Consider the following 18,527-nt stretch of genomic DNA (forward strand, 5'->3'; position numbering starts at 1 on the left):
GCGGGTGCGGTCGCGCGGCCCCCGCGAGGCGGCCGCGGTGGGCTTCGCCGTAGCGCTCGTCCACGCCGCGACCGGCCGGACCGGCGGCGTCACCCGCGGTGAGGGCGAGTCCGCGCCCCGGGACCGGTCCGCCGGTCCCGGGACGGAAGCACCGCCGGCCGGGACACCGCTCGCACCGGCCCCGGAGGAGGACCCGCTCCCCGTGTCCGCACCGGCCCCGGACGAGGACCCGCTCCCCGTGTCCGACGGCGGGATGCGCCGTGCGGGGGCTGGTGACCGGGGCCGGGTCCGCGCCCGCGGGGGAGGCCCCGCTCGGCGGCGCAGGTCACCCCGCCGCCCCGCGCCCGGGCTCGCGGCCCCCGTCCGGCGGGAGCGTCTGCGCCACGGCCTCACCGGGCGGCGGCGGCCGGTCCGCGAACGTCGTCCGGCCGGCACCGACGCTGACCGCCACGGAGGAACAGGCGACGGCGGTGCTCGACCGCCTGGCCGACACCGCCCGCTCGGTGGTCCGCGGCCACCCGGGTCGGGCCCCCTCCGGCCCGCACCCACGCCGAGCCCGCCCGCACAGCGGTCCCCGCGTCACCGCCTCCGGCGCGCTCGCCTCACCGTCTGTGTCACCCCACGCCTGTCCCGGCTGCGGGAGCCCGCACCGGCCGTCCGTCCCGCTCCCGGCATTTCCTTCATTTCACAGCGCCTTCCTACGGAAAAACGTTCGCTCGGAGGACCCGTCTTGATCTCCTTCCCCCCGTCCGAAGACCACGCCCGTCCGCAGACGTCCGGCACCCCGGACGACCCCGGGACGGTACCCAGACAGCAGGCCGCCCCCACCGGGACGGACCCCTTGGCACATCCCGACCCCCACACCGCGGCCCAGGCCGCCGCCGTGGAGAACCTGCTGCGCTGCTGGCTCCGCGAGACCGGCGCGCCCGCCCCGGAACACGGGACTCTGTGCATCCCCCTGCCCGCCAGCGGTACGGCCCTGCTGGTCCCCGTCCGCTACTGGTCACCGACGGGATGGCACCGCTTCGGTGCGCCGTGCCTGGCCGGTGCTCCCCGGCCGGGCCCGCCGCCGGACGCGGTGACCGTCGCCGCGCTGCTGGCCAGGGAGGCGCCCGGCGCCACGACGGCCGCCGCCGTCGACCTCGTGGCCAGGGTCGCCGATTCCGTCCGCCGGACCACCGTCTTCATCGGTGACCGCCGGGAACGGCCCGCCGACGCCCCCGACCTCTTCCTCGCCGCCGAGCAGGCCCTGGTCCACGGTCACCCGCTGCACCCGACCCCGAAGAGCCGCGAGGGGCTCACCGGGAGCGAGCTGCGCCGGTACTCGCCCGAGCTGCGAGGCTCCTTCCCCCTGCACTGGATGGCGGTCGCCCCCTCGGCGCTGCGCACCGACTCCGCCTGGACCGAGCGCGGTCGCCCGGTCACCGCTCCTCAGCTCACCGCCCGGCTGGCCCCGCGCAGCGAACTGCCGGACCTGCCGGACGGATACGCCGCCCTGCCCCTGCACCCCTGGCAGGCCCAGGAGATCCGGCGCCGGCCCGAAGTCCAGGCCCTGCTGGACGCCGGCGCGCTGCGCGACCTCGGCCCCCGGGGCCTGCCCTGGTGTCCCACCTCCTCCGTACGCACCGTCCACCGCACCGCCGCCCCCGCCATGCTCAAACTCTCCCTGGGCCTGCGCATCACCAACTCGCGCCGGGAGAACCTGCGCAAGGAACTGCACCGGGGCGTCGAGGTCCACCGCCTCCTGCGCCGGGGCCTGGCGGCGCGGTGGCAGGCCGCGCACCCGGGGTTCGACATCGTCCGTGACCCGGCCTGGCTCGCCGTGGACGGACCGGACGGCGCACCCGTGCGCGGACTGGACGTGGTCGTCCGGCACAACCCGTTCGGTCCCCGCGACGACGTCTCCTGCGTCGCCGGACTCGTCGCGCCCCGGGCCCACTCACCCGAGTCACGGCTGGCCGAGATCGTCCGCGGCCTGGCCGCCCGGACCGCACGGTCGCCCGGTGCCGTGGCCGCCGAGTGGTTCCTGCACTACCTGGAGCAGGTCGTCCGTCCCGTGCTCTGGCTGGACGGGGAGGCGGGCATCGCCCTGGAGGCGCACCAGCAGAACACGCTGCTGCTCCTGGACGCCGACGGCCGGCCCGCGGGCGGCCGCTACCGCGACAACCAGGGCTACTACTTCCGGGAGTCCCGCCGCGCCGGGCTCGACGCCCGGCTCCCCGGCATCGGCGGGCGGAGCGACACGTTCGTCGCCGACGAGGTCGCCGACGAACGGCTCGTGTACTACCTCGCGATCAACAACGTCCTCGGCCTGGTGGGCGCCCTCGGCTCCCAGCGGCTCGCCGACGAGGAACGCCTGCTCGACGCCTTCCGCCGCTTCCTGCGCGAGGCCGCGGCGGGACCGCGCCGGATGCGCAGCTCGCTGCCCGGCCGGCTGCTCGACTCACCCGTCCTGCGCTGCAAGGCCAACCTGCTGACCCGTGTGCGGGGCCTGGACGAACTCGTCGGCCCGGTCGACACCCAGTCCGTCTACGTCACCCTGCCCAACCCCCTGCACCGCTGACCCGCCCCGAGACAGGAGCGAGACCGTGCCACTCACCGGGACGAGGATCCAGGTGACCGCCTGGGGACCGGCCGACACGCCCGCCGGCGCGTTCCGCCTGCTCCCCGTGCGCCCCGGACGGGACCTGCGGCTGATCAGCCACTGGATGAACGATCCCGCGGTCGCCCCCTTCTGGGAACTGGCCGGACCGCCGAGCGTGACCGAGGCCCATGTACGCGCCCAGCTCGACGGGAACGGCAGCAGCGTGCCGTGCCTCGGCGTCCTGGAGGGCAGGCCGATGAGCTACTGGGAGATCTACCGCGCCGATCTCGACCCGCTGGCCCGTCACTGCCCCGTACGGCCCCACGACATCGGCATCCACCTGCTGATCGGTGCCGCCGCCGACCGGGGCCGGGGGCTCGGCACCACGCTGATCAGAACCGTCGCCGAGCTGGCGCTGGACCGGCACCCCTGGTGCACGCGGGTCCTCGCGGAGCCGGACCTCCGCAACACCCGCTGCGTCTCCGCGTTCCTGGGCGCCGGGTTCCGGTTCCACGGCGAGGTCGACCTGCCGGGCAAACGGGCGGCGCTGATGGTCCGGGACCGCGGCCTTCGCCGTTCGCTGTGACGCCCGGCGACACCGGCAGTGCCGTCCCGCTGGTCTTCCACCACCCCGTGCGCCCTCCTGTCCTTCCCCGCGCCCCTGCCGGGCTCTCCGCGGCGGGCCGATCCCCGCCGCCTGCCCGCCCGTTTGTCAGTCCCGGGCCGTAGGGTGGTCGCGCTATGACGAAGCCCTCACTCCCCGAACTCCTGCATGCTGCCGTCACCGCCGTCGGCGGCACGGAGCGCCCCGGCCAGGTGGCCATGGCCGAAGCGGTCGCGGAGGCGATCGACGACGGTTCCCATCTGCTGGTCCAGGCCGGCACCGGCACCGGCAAGTCGCTCGGCTATCTCGTGCCCGCGCTCGCGCACGGCGACCGGGTGATCGTGGCGACCGCCACCCTGGCCCTCCAGCGCCAGCTCGTCGAGCGGGACCTGCCGCGTACGGTGGACGCGCTCCACCCGCTGCTGCGCCGCCGCCCCGAGTTCGCGATGCTCAAGGGCCGGTCGAACTACCTGTGTCTGCACCGGCTGCACGAGGGCGTCCCGCAGGACGAGGAGGAGGGCCTCTTCGACCAGTTCGAGGCCGCCGCCCCCAGCAGCAGGCTGGGCCAGGACCTGTTGCGGATGCGGGACTGGGCGGACGAGACCGAGACCGGCGACCGCGACGACCTCACGCCGGGTGTGTCGGACCGGGCCTGGTCCCAGGTGTCGGTGTCGTCGCGGGAGTGCCTGGGCGCCTCGAAGTGCGCCTACGGCGCCGAGTGTTTCGCGGAGATGGCGCGGGAGCGCGCCAAGCTCGCCGAGGTCGTCGTCACCAACCACGCGCTGCTCGCCATCGACGCCATCGAGGGCGCCCCGGTCCTCCCGCAGCACGAGGTGCTGATCGTCGACGAGGCGCACGAGCTGGTCTCCCGGGTCACCGGCGTCGCCACCGGCGAACTCACTCCGGGCCAGGTCAACCGCGCGGTGCGACGTGCCGCGAAGCTCGTCGACGAGAAGGCCGCCGACCAGCTCCAGACCGCCTCCGAGGGCTTCGAACGGCTGATGGAGCTGGCCCTGCCGGGCCGCCTGGAGGAAGTCCCGGAAGACCTCGGCTACGCGCTGATGGCCCTGCGCGACGCCTGCCGCACGGTGATCTCCGCGATCGGCGCCACGCGGGACAAGTCCGTGCAGGACGAGGACGCGGTACGCAAACAGGCCCTCGCCTCCGTGGAATCCGTGCACGACGTGGCGGAGCGGATCGTCAACGGCTCCGAGTGGGACGTCGTCTGGTACGAGCGGCACGACCGCTTCGGGGCCTCGCTGCGGGTCGCCCCCATGTCCGTCGCCGGCCTGCTGCGGGAGAAGCTCTTCGCCGACCGCTCGGTGGTGCTGACCTCGGCGACCCTGAAGCTGGGCGGCGACTTCAACGGGGTCGGTGCCTCGCTCGGCCTGGCCCCCGAGGGCACCGGGGGCGAGGACGTCCCGCAGTGGAAGGGCGTCGACGTCGGCTCGCCCTTCGACTATCCCCGGCAGGGCATCCTGTACGTCGCCAAGCACCTGGCGCGTCCGGCGCGGGACGGCGACCGTGCCGACATGCTGGACGAGTTGACCGAGCTGATCCAGGCCGCGGGCGGCCGGACGCTCGGGTTGTTCTCGTCGATGCGGGCGGCTCAGCTGGCGGCCGAGGAGCTGCGGGCGCGGATTCCCGAGTTCCCGATCCTGCTCCAGGGTGAGGAGACGCTCGGCGAGCTGATCAAGAACTTCGCGGGCGATCCGAGGACCTGCCTGTTCGGCACCCTCTCCCTCTGGCAGGGCGTCGATGTCCCCGGCCCCAGCTGTCAACTGGTCGTCATGGACAAGATCCCGTTCCCCCGCCCCGACGACCCGCTGATGAGCGCCCGGCAGAAGGCGGTGGAGGAGAGCGGCGGCAACGGCTTCATGGCGGTGGCCGCCACGCACGCGGCCCTGCTCATGGCCCAGGGCGCCGGCCGGCTGGTCCGGGCCTCCGGTGACCGTGGCGTGGTCGCCGTACTGGACCCGCGTCTGGCCACGGCCCGGTACGGGAGCTATCTGAAGGCGTCACTGCCCGACTTCTGGTACACCACGGACCGCAATCAGGCCCGGAAGTCACTGGCCGCCATCGACGCGGCGGCGAAGCGGGCGGAGGCGGAGAGCGAGGCCGGGTGATCGCCGGGTGACGGCAGGTGCTGGGCAGGGAGTCGGCGGGTGACGGAGCCGACGGGTGAGCGGCGGATGACCTGGCGGCGCGGACCCGGGCCGCCTACCGGTCCACCCGCCGGGCCGCCCACCGGTCCACCCGCCGATCCACTAGCCGGTCCACCCACCGGTTCACTGGACCCACGAACCGGTTCACTGGACCCACGAGCCATGGTCATCCTGGCTCTGCGGGCAGCGGTCCGCCGACAGCACAGGACCCCGGAACCGGCGCAGGGGTCCCGGGGCCCGGTCAGGACGGCGGGGTCCTCGACGACCCGCACGCCGTGACACTCAGACGCGGCGCAGAACGGCCACCACCTTGCCGAGAATGGTCGCGTCGTCGCCGGGGATCGGCTCGTAGGCCGAGTTGTGCGGGAGCAGCCAGACATGGCCGTCCTCGCGCTTGAAGCGCTTCACCGTGGCCTCGCCGTCGAGCATCGCGGCCACGATGTCGCCGTTCTCCGCGACCGGCTGACGACGGACCGTGACCCAGTCGCCGTCGCAGATGGCGGCCTCGATCATCGAGTCGCCGATCACCTTGAGCACGAACAGCTCGCCGTCACCGACCAGTTGCCGGGGCAGCGGAAAGACGTCCTCGACGGACTCCTCCGCGAGGATCGGGCCACCGGCCGCGATGCGTCCGATCAGCGGAACGTACGACGCGGCCGGCTTGCCCGTAGTGTCGGCGGGCTGCACGGAGGCGGCCTGGTCGGAGCCGCGCACCTCGTACGCGCGCGGGCGGTGCGGGTCGCGGCGCAGGAAGCCCTTGCGCTCCAGTGCCATCAGCTGATGGGCGACGGAGGACGTGCTGGAGAGGCCGACGGCCTGGCCGATCTCTCGCATCGACGGCGGGTAGCCCCGGCGCTGGACCGAGTCCCGGATGACCTCGATCACCCGGCGTTGGCGGTCGGTGAGTCCCGAGCTGTCCGCCCTGATCCCTGGAGGTCGGCCCGGCATGGAGCGCTTGGCCCCCTCGGGATTCGTGGCTTCGTTCATCACGTGCACCGGATCGATCCGCCCCGGGGAGCGGTCCTGGGCGGTGATGGCGGCACTGTCTGCGGTGGTGGTCACGTCGGCCCCTCTCGATGGTCTCCCTGCTGGACAACGGTAGTTGCTTTCGAAAGGTTGCGCCAAACACACGTTCGAGTGAAAAAACGTGGTTTGCCTGACGTGATCAGGTGTCCAGGTGTATTGACCCACGGTGTTCGACGGGCGTGAGGGTCCATTGCTGTACCCTTCACCGCCGGGGTGGTGGCCTCGCGGGCTGTGGCCCCAGTCTGCCATCGGGTGTTCCGTCGGACGGGGCGCGGTCCTCATCTGCGCGGGAGTCCCACCTCCCCTCCCCGCGGCGCCCACGGTATCTCCGCACGCGCCGCGTCGGCACCGCCGTGTGCACGCGCGCGCGTGACGTGTCGCCCCGCCTCCGGAGCTCGCGGGCGTCCCTCTGCCGGGTCCGCGGGCGTCCCGCCGCCCTGGTTCGCGGACGTTCCGGCGCCCGGCTTCGCGGATGCGTACGTTCCGGCTTTGCGGCCGTGAGGGCGCGGCCGGGCCGGCGCGGCCCCGTGGGCGGACCGCGCGCGAGGCCGGGAGCGAGCCGCGGGGCGGCTTCGGCGAGGGTCTCGGCCGGGCGCGGTCCGGTTCGCCGAGGTGAACGGCCGGGCGCCGCCCACTGGTGCAAGCGCGACACGCGTGAAGGTATGGATGTGTGAGCCAATCCCCATATCTAGTGGTTGGATTGCATCAGTGGCCCACAAGTTGTGGTCCCCCCGGTCTTGAGACCGGTGGTGATCGCCTATGCTTGGGGCTGCTTCGAGGGGCCTGAAGGGCCTCGTGAGGCCATAGAGTCTGCCGTGAGGAGGGTTGGAGTCCCATGCACTGCCCCTTCTGCAGGCACCCCGACAGCCGCGTCGTCGACAGCCGTACGACCGACGACGGCACGTCGATCCGCAGGCGCCGCCAGTGCCCTGACTGCTCCCGTCGGTTCACGACCGTGGAGACCTGCTCGCTGATGGTGGTCAAGCGGTCCGGGGTCACCGAACCGTTCAGCCGCACCAAGATCATCAACGGCGTGCGCAAGGCGTGCCAGGGGCGGCCCGTCACCGAGGACGCGCTCGCCCAGCTCGGCCAGCGGGTCGAGGAGGCGGTGCGGGCCACCGGGAGTGCCGAGCTGACCAGTCACGACGTGGGGCTGGCCATACTCGGCCCGCTCCAGGAACTGGACCTCGTCGCCTACCTGCGGTTCGCCTCGGTCTACCGGGCGTTCGACTCGCTCGAGGACTTCGAGGCCGCGATCGCGGAACTCAGGGCGGAGACGGGACGGCCCGGCGGTGACGGCGACGGGGCCGGCACGGGGAGCCGGGAAGACGGCCGCGGGCCCGGGGTGACCGCGCAGGTCCCCGAACCCGCGGGCGCCGCCGACTGACAGGCGGGCCGGCCCGGGAGCGAGGAGCCGGGGCCGGCCGGACGGCGGCGGAGAAGAGACCTGTCGCGGGCGCGGCGAGAGGGCCCGCGACACCAGACAGAACACCGTGCCACGGAACATCGGGGCACTTCAGGGCGTTTTCGCCCGTATCAGGGAGGCGGCATGACAGAGACGGCGAGCGGTCCGGCACGGAGTTCCCGCGCCAAGGGCACCAAGGCGAGCAGGGGACTCCGCGTCGAGCGCATCCACACCACCCCCGGGGTCCACCCCTACGACGAGGTGGCCTGGGAGCGTCGTGACGTCGTCATGACCAATTGGCGCGACGGCTCGGTCAACTTCGAGCAGCGCGGCGTCGAGTTCCCCGACTTCTGGTCGGTGAACGCGGTCAACATCGTCACCAGCAAGTACTTCCGGGGCGCCGTCGGCACCCCGCAGCGCGAGACCAGCCTCAAGCAGCTGATCGACCGCATCGTGAAGACGTACCGGAAGGCCGGTGAGGAGTACAAGTACTTCGCCTCGCCCGCCGACGCCGAGATCTTCGAGCACGAGCTGGCCTACGCCCTCCTGCACCAGATCTTCAGCTTCAACAGCCCCGTCTGGTTCAACGTGGGCACGCCCCAGCCGCAGCAGGTCTCCGCCTGCTTCATCCTGTCCGTCGACGACTCCATGGAGTCGATCCTCGACTGGTACAAGGAAGAGGGCATGATCTTCAAGGGCGGCTCCGGCGCCGGCCTGAACCTCTCCCGCATCCGCTCTTCCAAGGAGCTGCTCTCCTCGGGCGGCAACGCCTCCGGCCCGGTCTCCTTCATGCGGGGCGCCGACGCCTCCGCCGGCACGATCAAGTCCGGCGGTGCCACCCGCCGCGCCGCCAAGATGGTCATCCTGGACGTCGACCACCCCGACGTCGAGGACTTCATCCAGACCAAGGTCTCGGAGGAGGAGAAGATCCGCGCCCTGCGCGACGCGGGCTTCGACATGGACCTGGGCGGCGACGACATCACGTCCGTCCAGTACCAGAACGCCAACAACTCGGTCCGTGTGAACGACGAGTTCATGAAGGCGGTCGAGCAGGGCGGCAAGTTCGGCCTGCGGGCCCGGATGACCGGCGAGGTCATCGAGGAGGTCGAGGCCAAGAGCCTCTTCCGCAAGATGGCCGAGGCGGCCTGGGCGTGTGCCGACCCGGGCATCCAGTACGACGACACCATCAACCACTGGCACACCTGCCCGGAGTCCGGCCGGATCAACGGCTCGAACCCCTGCAGCGAGTACATGCACCTGGACAACACGTCCTGCAACCTGGCCTCGCTGAACCTGATGAAGTTCCTGAAGGACGACGGCAAGGGCAACCAGTCCTTCGAGGCCGACCGCTTCCAGAAGGTCGTCGAGCTGGTCATCACCGCGATGGACATCTCGATCTGCTTCGCGGACTTCCCGACCCAGAAGATCGGCGAGAACACCCGCGCCTTCCGCCAGCTCGGCATCGGCTACGCCAACCTCGGCGCCCTGCTGATGGCGACCGGCCACGCCTACGACTCCGACGGCGGCCGTTCCCTCGCCGGCGCCATCACCTCCCTGATGACGGGCACCGCCTACCGCCGCTCCGCGGAGCTGGCCGCGGTCGTCGGCCCGTACGACGGCTACGCCCGCAACGCCGACGCCCACCAGCGCGTCATGAGGCAGCACGCCGACGCCAACGGCGCGGCCGTGCGCATGGACGACCTGGACACCCCGGTGTGGGCCGCCGCCACCGAGGCCTGGCAGGACGTGCTGCGCCTCGGCGAGAAGAACGGTTTCCGTAACTCCCAGGCGTCCGTCCTCGCCCCGACCGGCACCATCGGCCTGGCGATGTCCTGCGACACCACCGGTGTCGAGCCCGACCTCGCGCTGGTCAAGTTCAAGAAGCTGGTCGGCGGCGGCTCGATGCAGATCGTCAACGGCACCGTGCCGCAGGCCCTGCGCCGCCTGGGTTACCAGGAGGAGCAGATCGAGGCGATCGTCGCCCACATCGCCGAGCACGGCAATGTGATCGACGCCCCCTCCCTCAAGCCCGAGCACTACGAGGTGTTCGACTGCGCCATGGGCGAGCGGGCCATCTCCCCGATGGGCCACGTCCGCATGATGGCCGCGATCCAGCCGTGGATCTCCGGCGCCATCTCCAAGACGGTCAACATGCCGGAGTCGGCGACCGTCGAGGAGGTCGAGGAGATCTACTTCGAGGCCTGGAAACTCGGCGTCAAGGCGCTGGCGATCTACCGCGACAACTGCAAGGTCGGCCAGCCGCTCTCCGCCAAGACGAAGGACGTCAAGGAGGAGAAGACCGAGGCCCCCGCGGCCGTCGAGACCAAGGTCGAGAAGGTCGTCGAGTACCGTCCGGTCCGCAAGCGCCTCCCGAAGGGACGCCCCGGCATCACCACGTCCTTCACCGTCGGCGGCGCCGAGGGCTACATGACCGCCAACTCCTACCCGGACGACGGTCTCGGCGAGGTCTTCCTCAAGATGTCCAAGCAGGGCTCGACCCTCGCGGGCATGATGGACGCCTTCTCCATCGCGGTCTCCGTCGGCCTCCAGTACGGCGTGCCGCTGGAGACGTACGTCTCGAAGTTCACCAACATGCGCTTCGAGCCGGCCGGCATGACCGACGACCCGGACGTGCGGATGGCGCAGTCGATCGTCGACTACATCTTCCGCCGCCTGGCGCTGGACTTCCTGCCCTTCGAGACGCGTTCCGCGCTCGGCATCCACTCCGCCGAGGAGCGCCAGCGTCACCTGGAGACCGGTTCCTACGAGCCGTCGGACGACGAGGTCGACGTGGAGGGCCTGGCCCAGTCGGCGCCGCGCGCCCAGGAGCTGAAGGCGGTGGCCACGCCGAAGGCCGGGGCCGAGGCGGCCAAGCCCGCGCCGAAGCAGGCGCACACCAGCGCCGAGCTGGTGGAGATGCAGCTGGGCATCCAGGCCGACGCCCCGCTGTGCTTCTCCTGCGGCACGAAGATGCAGCGGGCCGGTTCCTGCTACATCTGCGAGGGCTGCGGCTCGACCAGCGGCTGCAGCTGACGCGTAGGACCCCATGAGCAAGGGGCGGTGGCCATGGCCACCGCCCCTTGCCCATGGCCCGGTGCCCGTCAGGGCCGCCGCACCGCTCCCATGGCCCTGGGGAAGTCGACGGGATCGTCCTCGTAGCCGTGCACGCCGGCACGGAACTCCCACGCCCCGTCCTCGTCCCGGACGAACTCCGCGACCGTGGCCGCCGTCGCCCCCAGGACGTTCCCGAAGTCGGTCGAGGCGAGCTCGGTGTAACCCTCACGGATGCGCAGGCCCGGGTGGGTCACGCCGACGAAGGTCCGCCGGCCGGCACGCTGCTGTATGACCACACCGACCACCACGCGCGCGTACCGGGTGTCGAGCCGTTCCAGTTCCAGCGTCATGACCTCGTCGAAGCCGAAGCCCTTGCCGTCCTGGCTGTCCCGGTTGAGATAGATGGTGCCGTCGGGGGAACGGCTGTCGAAGTGCACCACGTAGGAGGGATCGCCGTACGGATCGCCCGCCGGGTAGGTCGCGGCGACCAAGTCCAGATCGGCCGGCGGCTCACCCGCCGGGTTCGGGTCCCACCTCAGGGCGACCTCGACCTTGCGGATCCCCTTGCTGAGGCCGTTCACTCACTTCCCCTTCCCAGTAGCCCGTCCTGCCCGTCCACCCCAACTGCCGGACAGTGACGGCCGGTTGTCCATCCTGCCACGCATGCCGGTGCGCGGGCGGAAAGCGGACCTCGCAAGGATGACCGGGGCCGCCTTCCCTGGCCTTACCATGGCGCGGTGCTGGTCAAGTGGATTCGCTGCACCGTGGTGGACCGCCGCGGGTTCGAGCGGGGGCAGCGGAAGTGGGCGGGGCTTCCGGGGGAGCCGGGTTTTCGCGGACAGGGCGGAGGCTGGAGCCGGATACGTCCGGGTGTGGCACACGTGTTCACCTTCTGGGAGAGCCGCACCTTCTACGACTCCTTCATGGCCCGCTCCCACGACCGGCTCGCCGCCGCCCAGTCGGGCACCTTCAAGGACACCAGGACCAGGCTCTTCGACCACCGCTTCGACGTGAAGACCGGCTTCGAACCGCGTTTCACGGACGCCGATCTGGTGCGGGTGGCCCTCTGCCGGGTGCGCGAGGAGCGCGCCGAGCACTTCGTCCTGATGCAGGAGAAGGTGTGGAACCCCGCGATGGCCGGCTCGCCCGGCATGGTCCGCGGCCTGTTCGGCGAGGCGCCGGGCAACGAGTACCTGGTGCTGTCGATGTGGGAGGCCGCCGCCGAGCACGGCAAGTACCGCACCGAACGGGTGGAGCGGCTCGCCCTGCGCGCCCAGACGGAGGCCGACATCGAGGCTCTCACCGGGGACATCGTGGAGCTGGAACCGTCCTGGACCGTGTGAAGCGGGGGTGGCGACGGTGTGATCTACGCCGTAAGGAGCCCGGCCGGGTGCTCGGCGGCGGTCGCCGCGATCTAGGGTTTTGGCATGGCACGACCACGGCGCATCGTCCTTGTCCGGCACGGCGAGTCAACGGGCAACGTTGACGACTCCGTGTACGAGCGTGAGCCCGACCACGCGCTGGGCCTGACCGACCAGGGCCGGCGGGAGGCCGAACGGGCGGGTGAGCAGCTGCGCGAGGTGTTCGGCCGCGAGCGGGTCAGCGTCTACGTCTCCCCCTACCGGCGCACGCACGAGACACTGCGCGCCTTCCGCCTCGACCCCGCTCTCATACGCGTCAGGGAGGAGCCCCGGCTGCGTGAGCAGGACTGGGGGAACTGGCAGGACCGCGAGGACGTCCGCCTGCAGAAGGCGTACCGGGACGCCTACGGCCACTTCTTCTACCGCTTCGCCCAGGGCGAGTCCGGCGCCGACGTGTACGACCGGGTGGGCGGCTTCCTGGAGAGCCTCTTCCGCAGCTTCGAGGCCCCCGACCACCCGCCCAACGTGCTGCTGGTGACGCACGGCCTGGCCATGCGGCTGTTCTGCATGCGGTGGTTCCACTGGACGGTCGCGGAGTTCGAGTCGCTGTCCAATCCGGGTAACGGCGAGATACGGATGCTCGTTCTCGGTGAAGACGGCAAGTACCGGCTCGACCGGCCGTTCGACCGCTGGCGGGACCCGGAGCCGTACTGGATGAACGGATGACTGGATGGGGTGGCGGGCCATGACCGCACGATCTCCTGCCGAGGGACGTCCCGCGTCCACCGCGGAGCGCCTGGAGCGCGCCCTGGCCAGTCTGCGCGGACTGGCGGTGGGCGACGCGCTCGGCTCGCAGTACTTCGTACCCGTCAACCACCCCCTGCTGAAGCGGCGCGAGGTACCGCCCGGCACCTGGCAGTGGACGGACGACACGGAGATGGCCTGCTCGGTGGTGGCCGTACTCGCCGCTCACCAGCGCATCGACCAGGACGCGCTGGCGCGCTCCTTCGCGGAGCGCCATGACTTCGACCGTGGCTACGGCCCCGCGGTCAACCGGCTCCTGCGGCTGGTCCGCGAGGGCGGTGACTGGCGGGAACTCGCCGCCGCGCTCTTCGACGGACAGGGCTCCTGGGGCAACGGCGCCGCGATGCGCGTCGCCCCGCTGGGCGCCTGGTACGCGGACGACCCCGAGCAGGCCACGCATCAGGCGGAGATCTCCGCCTACCCCACGCACCAGCACCGGGAAGCGGTGGTCGGGGCCATGGCCGTGGCCGCTGCCGCCGCCCTGGCCGCGGCGCCCGGCGGCTCCCCGGGCGCCGAGGGGCTCCTCGACGGGGTCATCGCGCTCGTGCCGGGCAGGAGCGCGGTCGGCGCGGGACTGCGCCGTGCCCGGGACATGCTCGACTACGGGGACGCTGCCACCGTGGCGGCGGTCCTGGGCTGCGGCCGGCGTACCACCGCTCACGACACGGTTCCGTTCGCTCTCTGGTCGGCGGCCCGGTCCCTCGGAGACTACGAGCGGGGCTTCTGGACGACGGCCCAGGTCGGTGGGGACGTGGACACGACCTGCGCCATCGTGGGCGGCGTGATCGCCGCGGGACGGACCGGGGCCCCGCCCCCGGCCTGGGCGGAACGGACGGAAGCGCTGCCGGAGTGGATGACGCCGACGGCCTGAGCCGTGACGCCGGTGACTCTTCGCGCATGACGGGAACTCTCCGTGACCGGCCGCTCGTTGTCGCGACAAGTGCTGTGTGAGGCGTCAGGCCGCGCACGGCTCACCCGAGTGCCGGGAGGGGGGCGGTCATGGAGTTCCTGTCGGTCGTGGCCGTGTGGGCGGTGGTCCTGTCGGTCGTGGCCGTGTCGGCCGTGGTCACGTCCGTGCTCGTCGTGTCCGCGCTGGGTATACGGGCCCCGGACGGGTCCGCTCACGCCGTCTCGCCGGGCGCGCTGGTCCGGTTGCCGCGCGCACTGCCGCTGTCCGGTGCGCGGCGGGCGGGGGACCCATGCTCGCGGGCGGCACCGAAGGCGGCGGAGCCGTGGGGCACGGCTGCCGCGGGCCGGCGAGGCGGCCGTCGGCGGGCTGAGGGGCACAGACCTGCCGACCGGCCCCGGCCGGCCCGCGGCGCCGTCTCCTCATCCGACGCCGGGTCCGGCGGTGCCGGACAGGGCCTCCAGGTCGCTCTTGCGGACCCGGATCACCAGCCAGGCCGTGGCCAGGGCAAGCACGGCCATCGCGGCGGCGGGGATGAACGCAGCGGAGATGCCCTGCGCCAGTACGTCGTGCCCCCAGGGCGCGGGAAGCTGCTGCGTCCGGGCGAACTCGGCCTTCTGCTCCGGCGAACTGTCGGCGAGGAAGCCCGGCAGTTGCTTCTCCGCCTCGTTCCTGCTCGCCGTGCCGAACACGGTCGTCAGGATGGACAGCCCGAGTGCTCCGCCGACCTGCTGCATGGCGTTGAGCAGGCCGGAGGCCGCGCCCGCCTCGTGCTGGGCGACGCCGGAGACCGCAGTGAGCGTCAGCGTGACGAAGTTCAGCCCCATGCCGAAGCCGAAGACGAGCATGGGGCCCAGCACCCCGCCCGCGTACGAGCTGTCGGAGCTGATGAGCGCCTGCCAGGCCAGCCCGGTCGCCGCCAGCGCCGAGCCGGCGATCATGAACGGCTTGGGGCCGAACACGGGGAGGAAACGCTGGGACAGACCGGCGCCCAGCGCGATCACCACGGTGACGGGCAGGAAGGCGAGCCCGGCCTCGATGGGGCTGTAGCCCAGTACGTTCTGGACGAACAGCACGATGTAGAAGAACATCCCGAACATCGCGGCGGCCAGACTCAGCATGATCACATAGGTGCCGGAGCGGTTGCGGTCGGTGAACATCCGCAGCGGGGTGATCGGTTCCCGGGCCCGGGACTCGATGCGTACGAACGCCAGCAGCAGGATCGCGGCGGCCCCGAAGGAGCCGATGGTCAGGCTGTCCCGCCAGCCCTCGTCCGCGGCCCGGATGAAGCCGTACACCAGGGTCGCCATGCCCGCCGTGGAGGTCACCGCGCCGGCGATGTCGAAGCGGCCGGAGTGCCGTTCGGACTCGTTGATGTACAGGGGTGCGAGGGCGGCTATCAGCAGGCCGATGGGCACGTTGACGAAGAGCACCCAGCGCCAGTCGAGCCACTCGGTGAGCATGCCGCCCGCCAGCAGGCCTATGGCGCCGCCTCCCGCGGAGACGGCGGCGAAGACACCGAAGGCGCGGTTGCGCTCCGGGCCCTCGGCGAACGTCGTGGTGATGAGGGCCAGGGAGGTCGGGGACGCGATCGCGCCCCCCATGCCCTGAAGCACCCGCGCGGCCAGCAACTGCCAGGGCTCCTGGGCGAATCCACCGAGCAGCGAGGCGAAGGTGAAGACCAGGATGCCGGTCATGAAGACCCGGCGGCGGCCGAGGATGTCACCGGCACGGCCGCCGAGGAGCAGCAGGCCGCCGAAGGTGAGCGTGTAGGAACTGACGACCCAGGTGAGGTCGGTGGTGCTGAAGCGCAGAGCTTCTTGAATGTGCGGGAGAGCGATGTTCACAATCGTCGCGTCGAGTACCACCATGAGTTGGCAGGCCGCGATGACGGTGAGCGCGATGCCGGGACGCCGGTTCCTGCGGGCCGGGCCCGGCTTCTGGTCTTGGATCAACGGAGAGGCTGTCACTGTGAATCCCCCACGAGAGCCGTAGTGAACGTTGGCGTTCACTGCCATGTCGACCGTAGTGACTCCCGGACAGTGAACGCAACCGTTCACTGTCGACGATGTCGTGTGCCCCGCCCTCGCTCCCCGTCTCTACCCCGCTCGCGATCCGGTCCCCTCGCGGCCATGCGGCGCGTCCCCACCCCGATCCCCGCTTCGTATGCCTCTGGAGGCAGCAGGAATGACTACTTCGCACTGGGAGGCCGCCTCCGCTCAGGCGGTCTCCCGCCGACGTGGAGCCGTGCTCGAACGCGCGATCCTCGACGCGGCGCTGGAGCAGCTCGGCACGGTCGGCTGGAACGGGCTGACGATGGAGGGGGTGGCCGCCGGCGCCCAGACCGGCAAGGCCGCCGTCTACCGGCGATGGCCGTCCAAGGAGGACCTCGTCGCGGACGCGCTGCGGTCCGGGCTGCCGCGTTTCGACACCGCGCCGGACCTGGGGGATGTGCGTGAGGATCTCCTCTCCCTGTGCCGCAGGGCGCGCGACGCCATGTTCTCCCGGTCCGGGTTCGCCCTGCGCTCGGTCATTCACGAGTGCGACACCTTGCAGGCGGAACGCTTCCACGCCGTGATCGTGGAAGGGGTGATCGAGCCGACCATGGCATTGCTCCGAGAGGTGATCAACCGTGGTATCGAGCGAAAAGAGGTGCGCTCCGACGCGGCGAACAGCTATGTCTTCGACGCTGTCCCGGCCATGATGATGTACCGCTCAAAAGTGTGCGGTTGCGAATGGACGGACTCGGAGATCGAGGAGATGGTCGACCAGTTGATGGTCCCGCTGCTGCGCCCTCTCGGTTCCTGACGGTGTGCGGGGGAGGGCCCGGGGCCGTTGAGGGAACCGGGGTGCCGGCGGCGGTTCGGGGCGGCGTACGCTATGAGCGCCATGCCGTACGAACCACCCACCCACGCCGTTGAGCGCTCTCTTCGCGCCACGACCGGAGCGAAGACCGTTGCCGGTGTCGACGAGGTGGGGCGTGGCGCGTGGGCCGGCCCCGTCACCGTCTGCGCGGCCGTCACCGGCCTGCGCCGGCCCCCGGAGGGTCTCACCGATTCCAAACTGCTCACCGTCAAGCGACGGGGCGAGCTGGCCGAAGTGCTGCGGACCTGGGTGACGTCGTACGCCCTGGGACACGCCTCCCCCGAGGAGATCGACCGCCTGGGGATGACGGCCGCGCTGCGTCTCGCGGCGGTCCGCGCCCTGGAGGCCCTGCCGGTCCGTCCCGACGCGGTCATCCTCGACGGCAAGCACGACTACCTCGGGGCGCCCTGGCGGGTACGCACGGTGATCAAGGGGGATCGGTCGTGCGTGGCGGTCGCGGCGGCCTCGGTGATCGCCAAGGTCCAGCGCGACAAAATGATGGCCGAACTGGGTATCGACCATGCAGACTTCGGTTTTGCGGACAACGCCGGGTATCCGTCGCCCGTGCACAAGGCCGCACTGGCGGAGCGGGGCCCCACCCCGTACCACCGGATGTCGTGGGCGTATCTTGATGCGCTGCCCCAGTGGCGGCACCTCAAGAAGGCCCGCGGCCTGGCGGAGGGAAGCGTTCCGGAGATCGAGGGTCAGCTCGGTTTCGATTTCTGACGCCGCCGTCCGTGCGTATGTGCCACCCGCTGGCGCGAACCGCACCAACGTTTGATAAAAATCAACTCATGCCTCTCATTCCCGAGGAGCCTCAGATTCACGAGAGTGCCCAGGGTCCCCGCGCCACTCCGGCCAGCGGCCGTACCGCGCCGACCCCCCGCCCCGTTCCCGGTCCCCGCCCCGCGGCCCCGCCGCGCCCCGGGCGTCCCGGCCCGGTCCGTCCCGCACCCCCGGCGCAGCGCACGTCACGTGACGCGGCCGCGGCCAAGCCGGGTCCGTCGGGTTCCGCCGGCCCCTCGGCGGCCCGTCCCGCGGCTTCGGCCGCCCCGCAGATCCAGTTGATCCCGGCTTCGGTCGAAGGCGCCCTCGACGCCGCCGAGGAAGCCGTGGACCTGCTGCTGGACTCGGGTCGCGCCCCCGGTGACGTGCTGGTGCTCACCACCGGCGAGTCACATCCGTGGGCCGCCCACGAACTGTCCTTCGGCGACGCCTCCTACTGGGCTCAGCACGACGCGGGCGATGACGTCTTCTACGCCGACGCGGCCGTCGCGGACCGTGCCGCGGCCCGGCCCGTGGTCGTCGTGGCGGTCAACGGTGGTTCCGAGGCCGCTGCCGCCACCGCGTTGTCGCTGGCCCACGCGCGTGCCGGTGCCCTGCTGATCGTCTGCGGCGACCCGCAGCGGATCAACGCGGTGCTGGGCGCGAAGGCCTGAGCCGGCTCCCTCGCGCCGGGTCCGCGCCGGAGTGACGAAGGAGCCGCCGTACGACATCCGTACGGCGGCGGCTTTCGTCTGTCCGGGGCGGGCGGGGCAGGCTCTGCGGCATCACGTGACGCGGTGACGCCGACGTCCGGTGCCCCGTGGGTGCCGGGGTGTTCGTCTCCCTCCGCGGTCCGGCCGGTCCGGACGCGCGCCGTGCCGGGTGTGAGGGGGGGGGAGCGGGGCCTCCGACGTGGCGACGGGCTCCGGAGTCGAAGCCGAATGGGGGCGGCGTCCGCCCCGGCCCTCGCCGAACCCCTGCCATCCG

The 18,527-nt window shown here is 71.8% G+C and carries 14 protein-coding genes; 11 read left to right on the plus strand and 3 right to left on the minus strand.

Annotated elements, in window-relative coordinates; all coding sequences use genetic code 11:
- The first annotated feature begins 730 nt into the window (after positions 1-730).
- From ACY1JF_RS26665 to ACY1JF_RS26675, 3 genes are all read left to right on the plus strand, one after another.
- A complete protein-coding gene (locus tag ACY1JF_RS26665) occupies positions 731-2,563 on the plus strand; it encodes an IucA/IucC family protein (protein ID WP_462707800.1) in 1,833 nt (610 codons plus the stop codon).
- Complete coding sequence (locus ACY1JF_RS26670; protein ID WP_462707801.1) at positions 2,481-3,170, plus strand: GNAT family N-acetyltransferase; 690 nt, start codon at positions 2,481-2,483, stop codon at positions 3,168-3,170. Before ACY1JF_RS26665 ends, ACY1JF_RS26670 begins: the two co-directional genes overlap by 83 nt.
- A 155-nt stretch (positions 3,171-3,325) precedes the next feature.
- The gene (locus ACY1JF_RS26675) at positions 3,326-5,314 is read left to right on the plus strand and encodes an ATP-dependent DNA helicase (RefSeq protein ID WP_462707802.1); all 1,989 of its coding nucleotides are present in this window, start codon (positions 3,326-3,328) and stop codon (positions 5,312-5,314) included.
- Between the two features lie 321 nt (positions 5,315-5,635).
- Here the strand turns inward: ACY1JF_RS26675 and lexA are convergent, their stop codons facing one another.
- Entirely contained in the window at positions 5,636-6,415 is a 780-nt protein-coding gene (gene lexA, locus ACY1JF_RS26680) for a transcriptional repressor LexA (protein WP_462707803.1), read from the minus strand.
- A gap of 799 nt (positions 6,416-7,214) precedes the next feature.
- On the opposite strand from lexA, the gene nrdR reads away from it, so the two are divergent.
- Together nrdR and ACY1JF_RS26690 are read left to right on the plus strand one after the other, a co-directional pair.
- On the plus strand, positions 7,215-7,766 hold the full coding sequence (gene nrdR / locus ACY1JF_RS26685; RefSeq protein ID WP_462707804.1) for a transcriptional regulator NrdR: 552 nt from the start codon (positions 7,215-7,217) through the stop codon (positions 7,764-7,766).
- A gap of 162 nt (positions 7,767-7,928) precedes the next feature.
- Positions 7,929-10,817, plus strand: coding sequence for a vitamin B12-dependent ribonucleotide reductase (locus tag ACY1JF_RS26690; RefSeq protein ID WP_462707805.1), 2,889 nt, complete (start codon positions 7,929-7,931; stop codon positions 10,815-10,817).
- Between the two features lie 68 nt (positions 10,818-10,885).
- Here ACY1JF_RS26690 and ACY1JF_RS26695 read toward each other — a convergent pair whose 3' ends face one another.
- Positions 10,886-11,419, minus strand: a complete 534-nt coding sequence (locus ACY1JF_RS26695) for a TerD family protein (protein WP_462707806.1) — start codon at positions 11,417-11,419, stop codon at positions 10,886-10,888.
- 156 nt (positions 11,420-11,575) lie between these two features.
- Between ACY1JF_RS26695 and ACY1JF_RS26700 the strand changes: the two genes are divergently transcribed.
- The 3 genes from ACY1JF_RS26700 to ACY1JF_RS26710 all read left to right on the plus strand — a co-directional run bounded on the left by ACY1JF_RS26700 (position 11,576) and on the right by ACY1JF_RS26710 (position 13,874).
- Positions 11,576-12,181 carry a YdbC family protein gene (locus ACY1JF_RS26700; RefSeq protein WP_462707807.1) on the plus strand — a complete coding sequence of 202 codons (606 nt, stop codon included), beginning with the start codon at positions 11,576-11,578 and terminating at the stop codon, positions 12,179-12,181.
- A gap of 84 nt (positions 12,182-12,265) precedes the next feature.
- A complete protein-coding gene (locus ACY1JF_RS26705; RefSeq protein ID WP_462707808.1) occupies positions 12,266-12,925 on the plus strand; it encodes a histidine phosphatase family protein in 660 nt (219 codons plus the stop codon).
- A 19-nt stretch (positions 12,926-12,944) separates the two neighbouring features.
- Positions 12,945-13,874 (plus strand): ADP-ribosylglycohydrolase family protein, encoded by a 930-nt coding sequence (locus ACY1JF_RS26710; RefSeq protein WP_462707809.1) that lies wholly within the window; start codon positions 12,945-12,947, stop codon positions 13,872-13,874.
- Between the two features lie 458 nt (positions 13,875-14,332).
- Here the strand turns inward: ACY1JF_RS26710 and ACY1JF_RS26715 are convergent, their stop codons facing one another.
- Positions 14,333-15,880: an MFS transporter gene (locus ACY1JF_RS26715; protein ID WP_462707810.1), complete on the minus strand. Its 1,548-nt coding sequence runs from the start codon at positions 15,878-15,880 to the stop codon at positions 14,333-14,335.
- Positions 15,881-16,097: 217 nt separating this feature from the next.
- On the opposite strand from ACY1JF_RS26715, the gene ACY1JF_RS26720 reads away from it, so the two are divergent.
- The 3 genes from ACY1JF_RS26720 to ACY1JF_RS26730 all read left to right on the plus strand — a co-directional run bounded on the left by ACY1JF_RS26720 (position 16,098) and on the right by ACY1JF_RS26730 (position 18,214).
- On the plus strand, positions 16,098-16,718 hold the full coding sequence (locus ACY1JF_RS26720; RefSeq protein WP_462707811.1) for a TetR/AcrR family transcriptional regulator: 621 nt from the start codon (positions 16,098-16,100) through the stop codon (positions 16,716-16,718).
- An 81-nt stretch (positions 16,719-16,799) separates the two neighbouring features.
- Entirely contained in the window at positions 16,800-17,501 is a 702-nt protein-coding gene (locus tag ACY1JF_RS26725; RefSeq protein ID WP_462707812.1) for a ribonuclease HII, read from the plus strand.
- A gap of 68 nt (positions 17,502-17,569) precedes the next feature.
- Positions 17,570-18,214 (plus strand): hypothetical protein, encoded by a 645-nt coding sequence (locus ACY1JF_RS26730; protein ID WP_462707813.1) that lies wholly within the window; start codon positions 17,570-17,572, stop codon positions 18,212-18,214.
- Positions 18,215-18,527: the final 313 nt, after the last annotated feature.

The sequence above is a fragment of the Streptomyces sp. SYSU D01066-1 genome (assembly GCF_054956795.1).

Coding starts and splice junctions, on each gene's coding strand:
- ACY1JF_RS26675 (WP_462707802.1), top strand. CDS start 3,326: ATGACGAAGCCCTCACTCCCCGAACTCCTGCATGCTGCCGTCACCGCC.
- nrdR (WP_462707804.1), top strand. CDS start 7,215: ATGCACTGCCCCTTCTGCAGGCACCCCGACAGCCGCGTCGTCGACAGC.
- ACY1JF_RS26690 (WP_462707805.1), top strand. CDS start 7,929: ATGACAGAGACGGCGAGCGGTCCGGCACGGAGTTCCCGCGCCAAGGGC.
- ACY1JF_RS26705 (WP_462707808.1), top strand. CDS start 12,266: ATGGCACGACCACGGCGCATCGTCCTTGTCCGGCACGGCGAGTCAACG.
- ACY1JF_RS26710 (WP_462707809.1), top strand. CDS start 12,945: ATGACCGCACGATCTCCTGCCGAGGGACGTCCCGCGTCCACCGCGGAG.
- ACY1JF_RS26720 (WP_462707811.1), top strand. CDS start 16,098: ATGACTACTTCGCACTGGGAGGCCGCCTCCGCTCAGGCGGTCTCCCGC.
- ACY1JF_RS26725 (WP_462707812.1), top strand. CDS start 16,800: ATGCCGTACGAACCACCCACCCACGCCGTTGAGCGCTCTCTTCGCGCC.
- ACY1JF_RS26730 (WP_462707813.1), top strand. CDS start 17,570: ATGCCTCTCATTCCCGAGGAGCCTCAGATTCACGAGAGTGCCCAGGGT.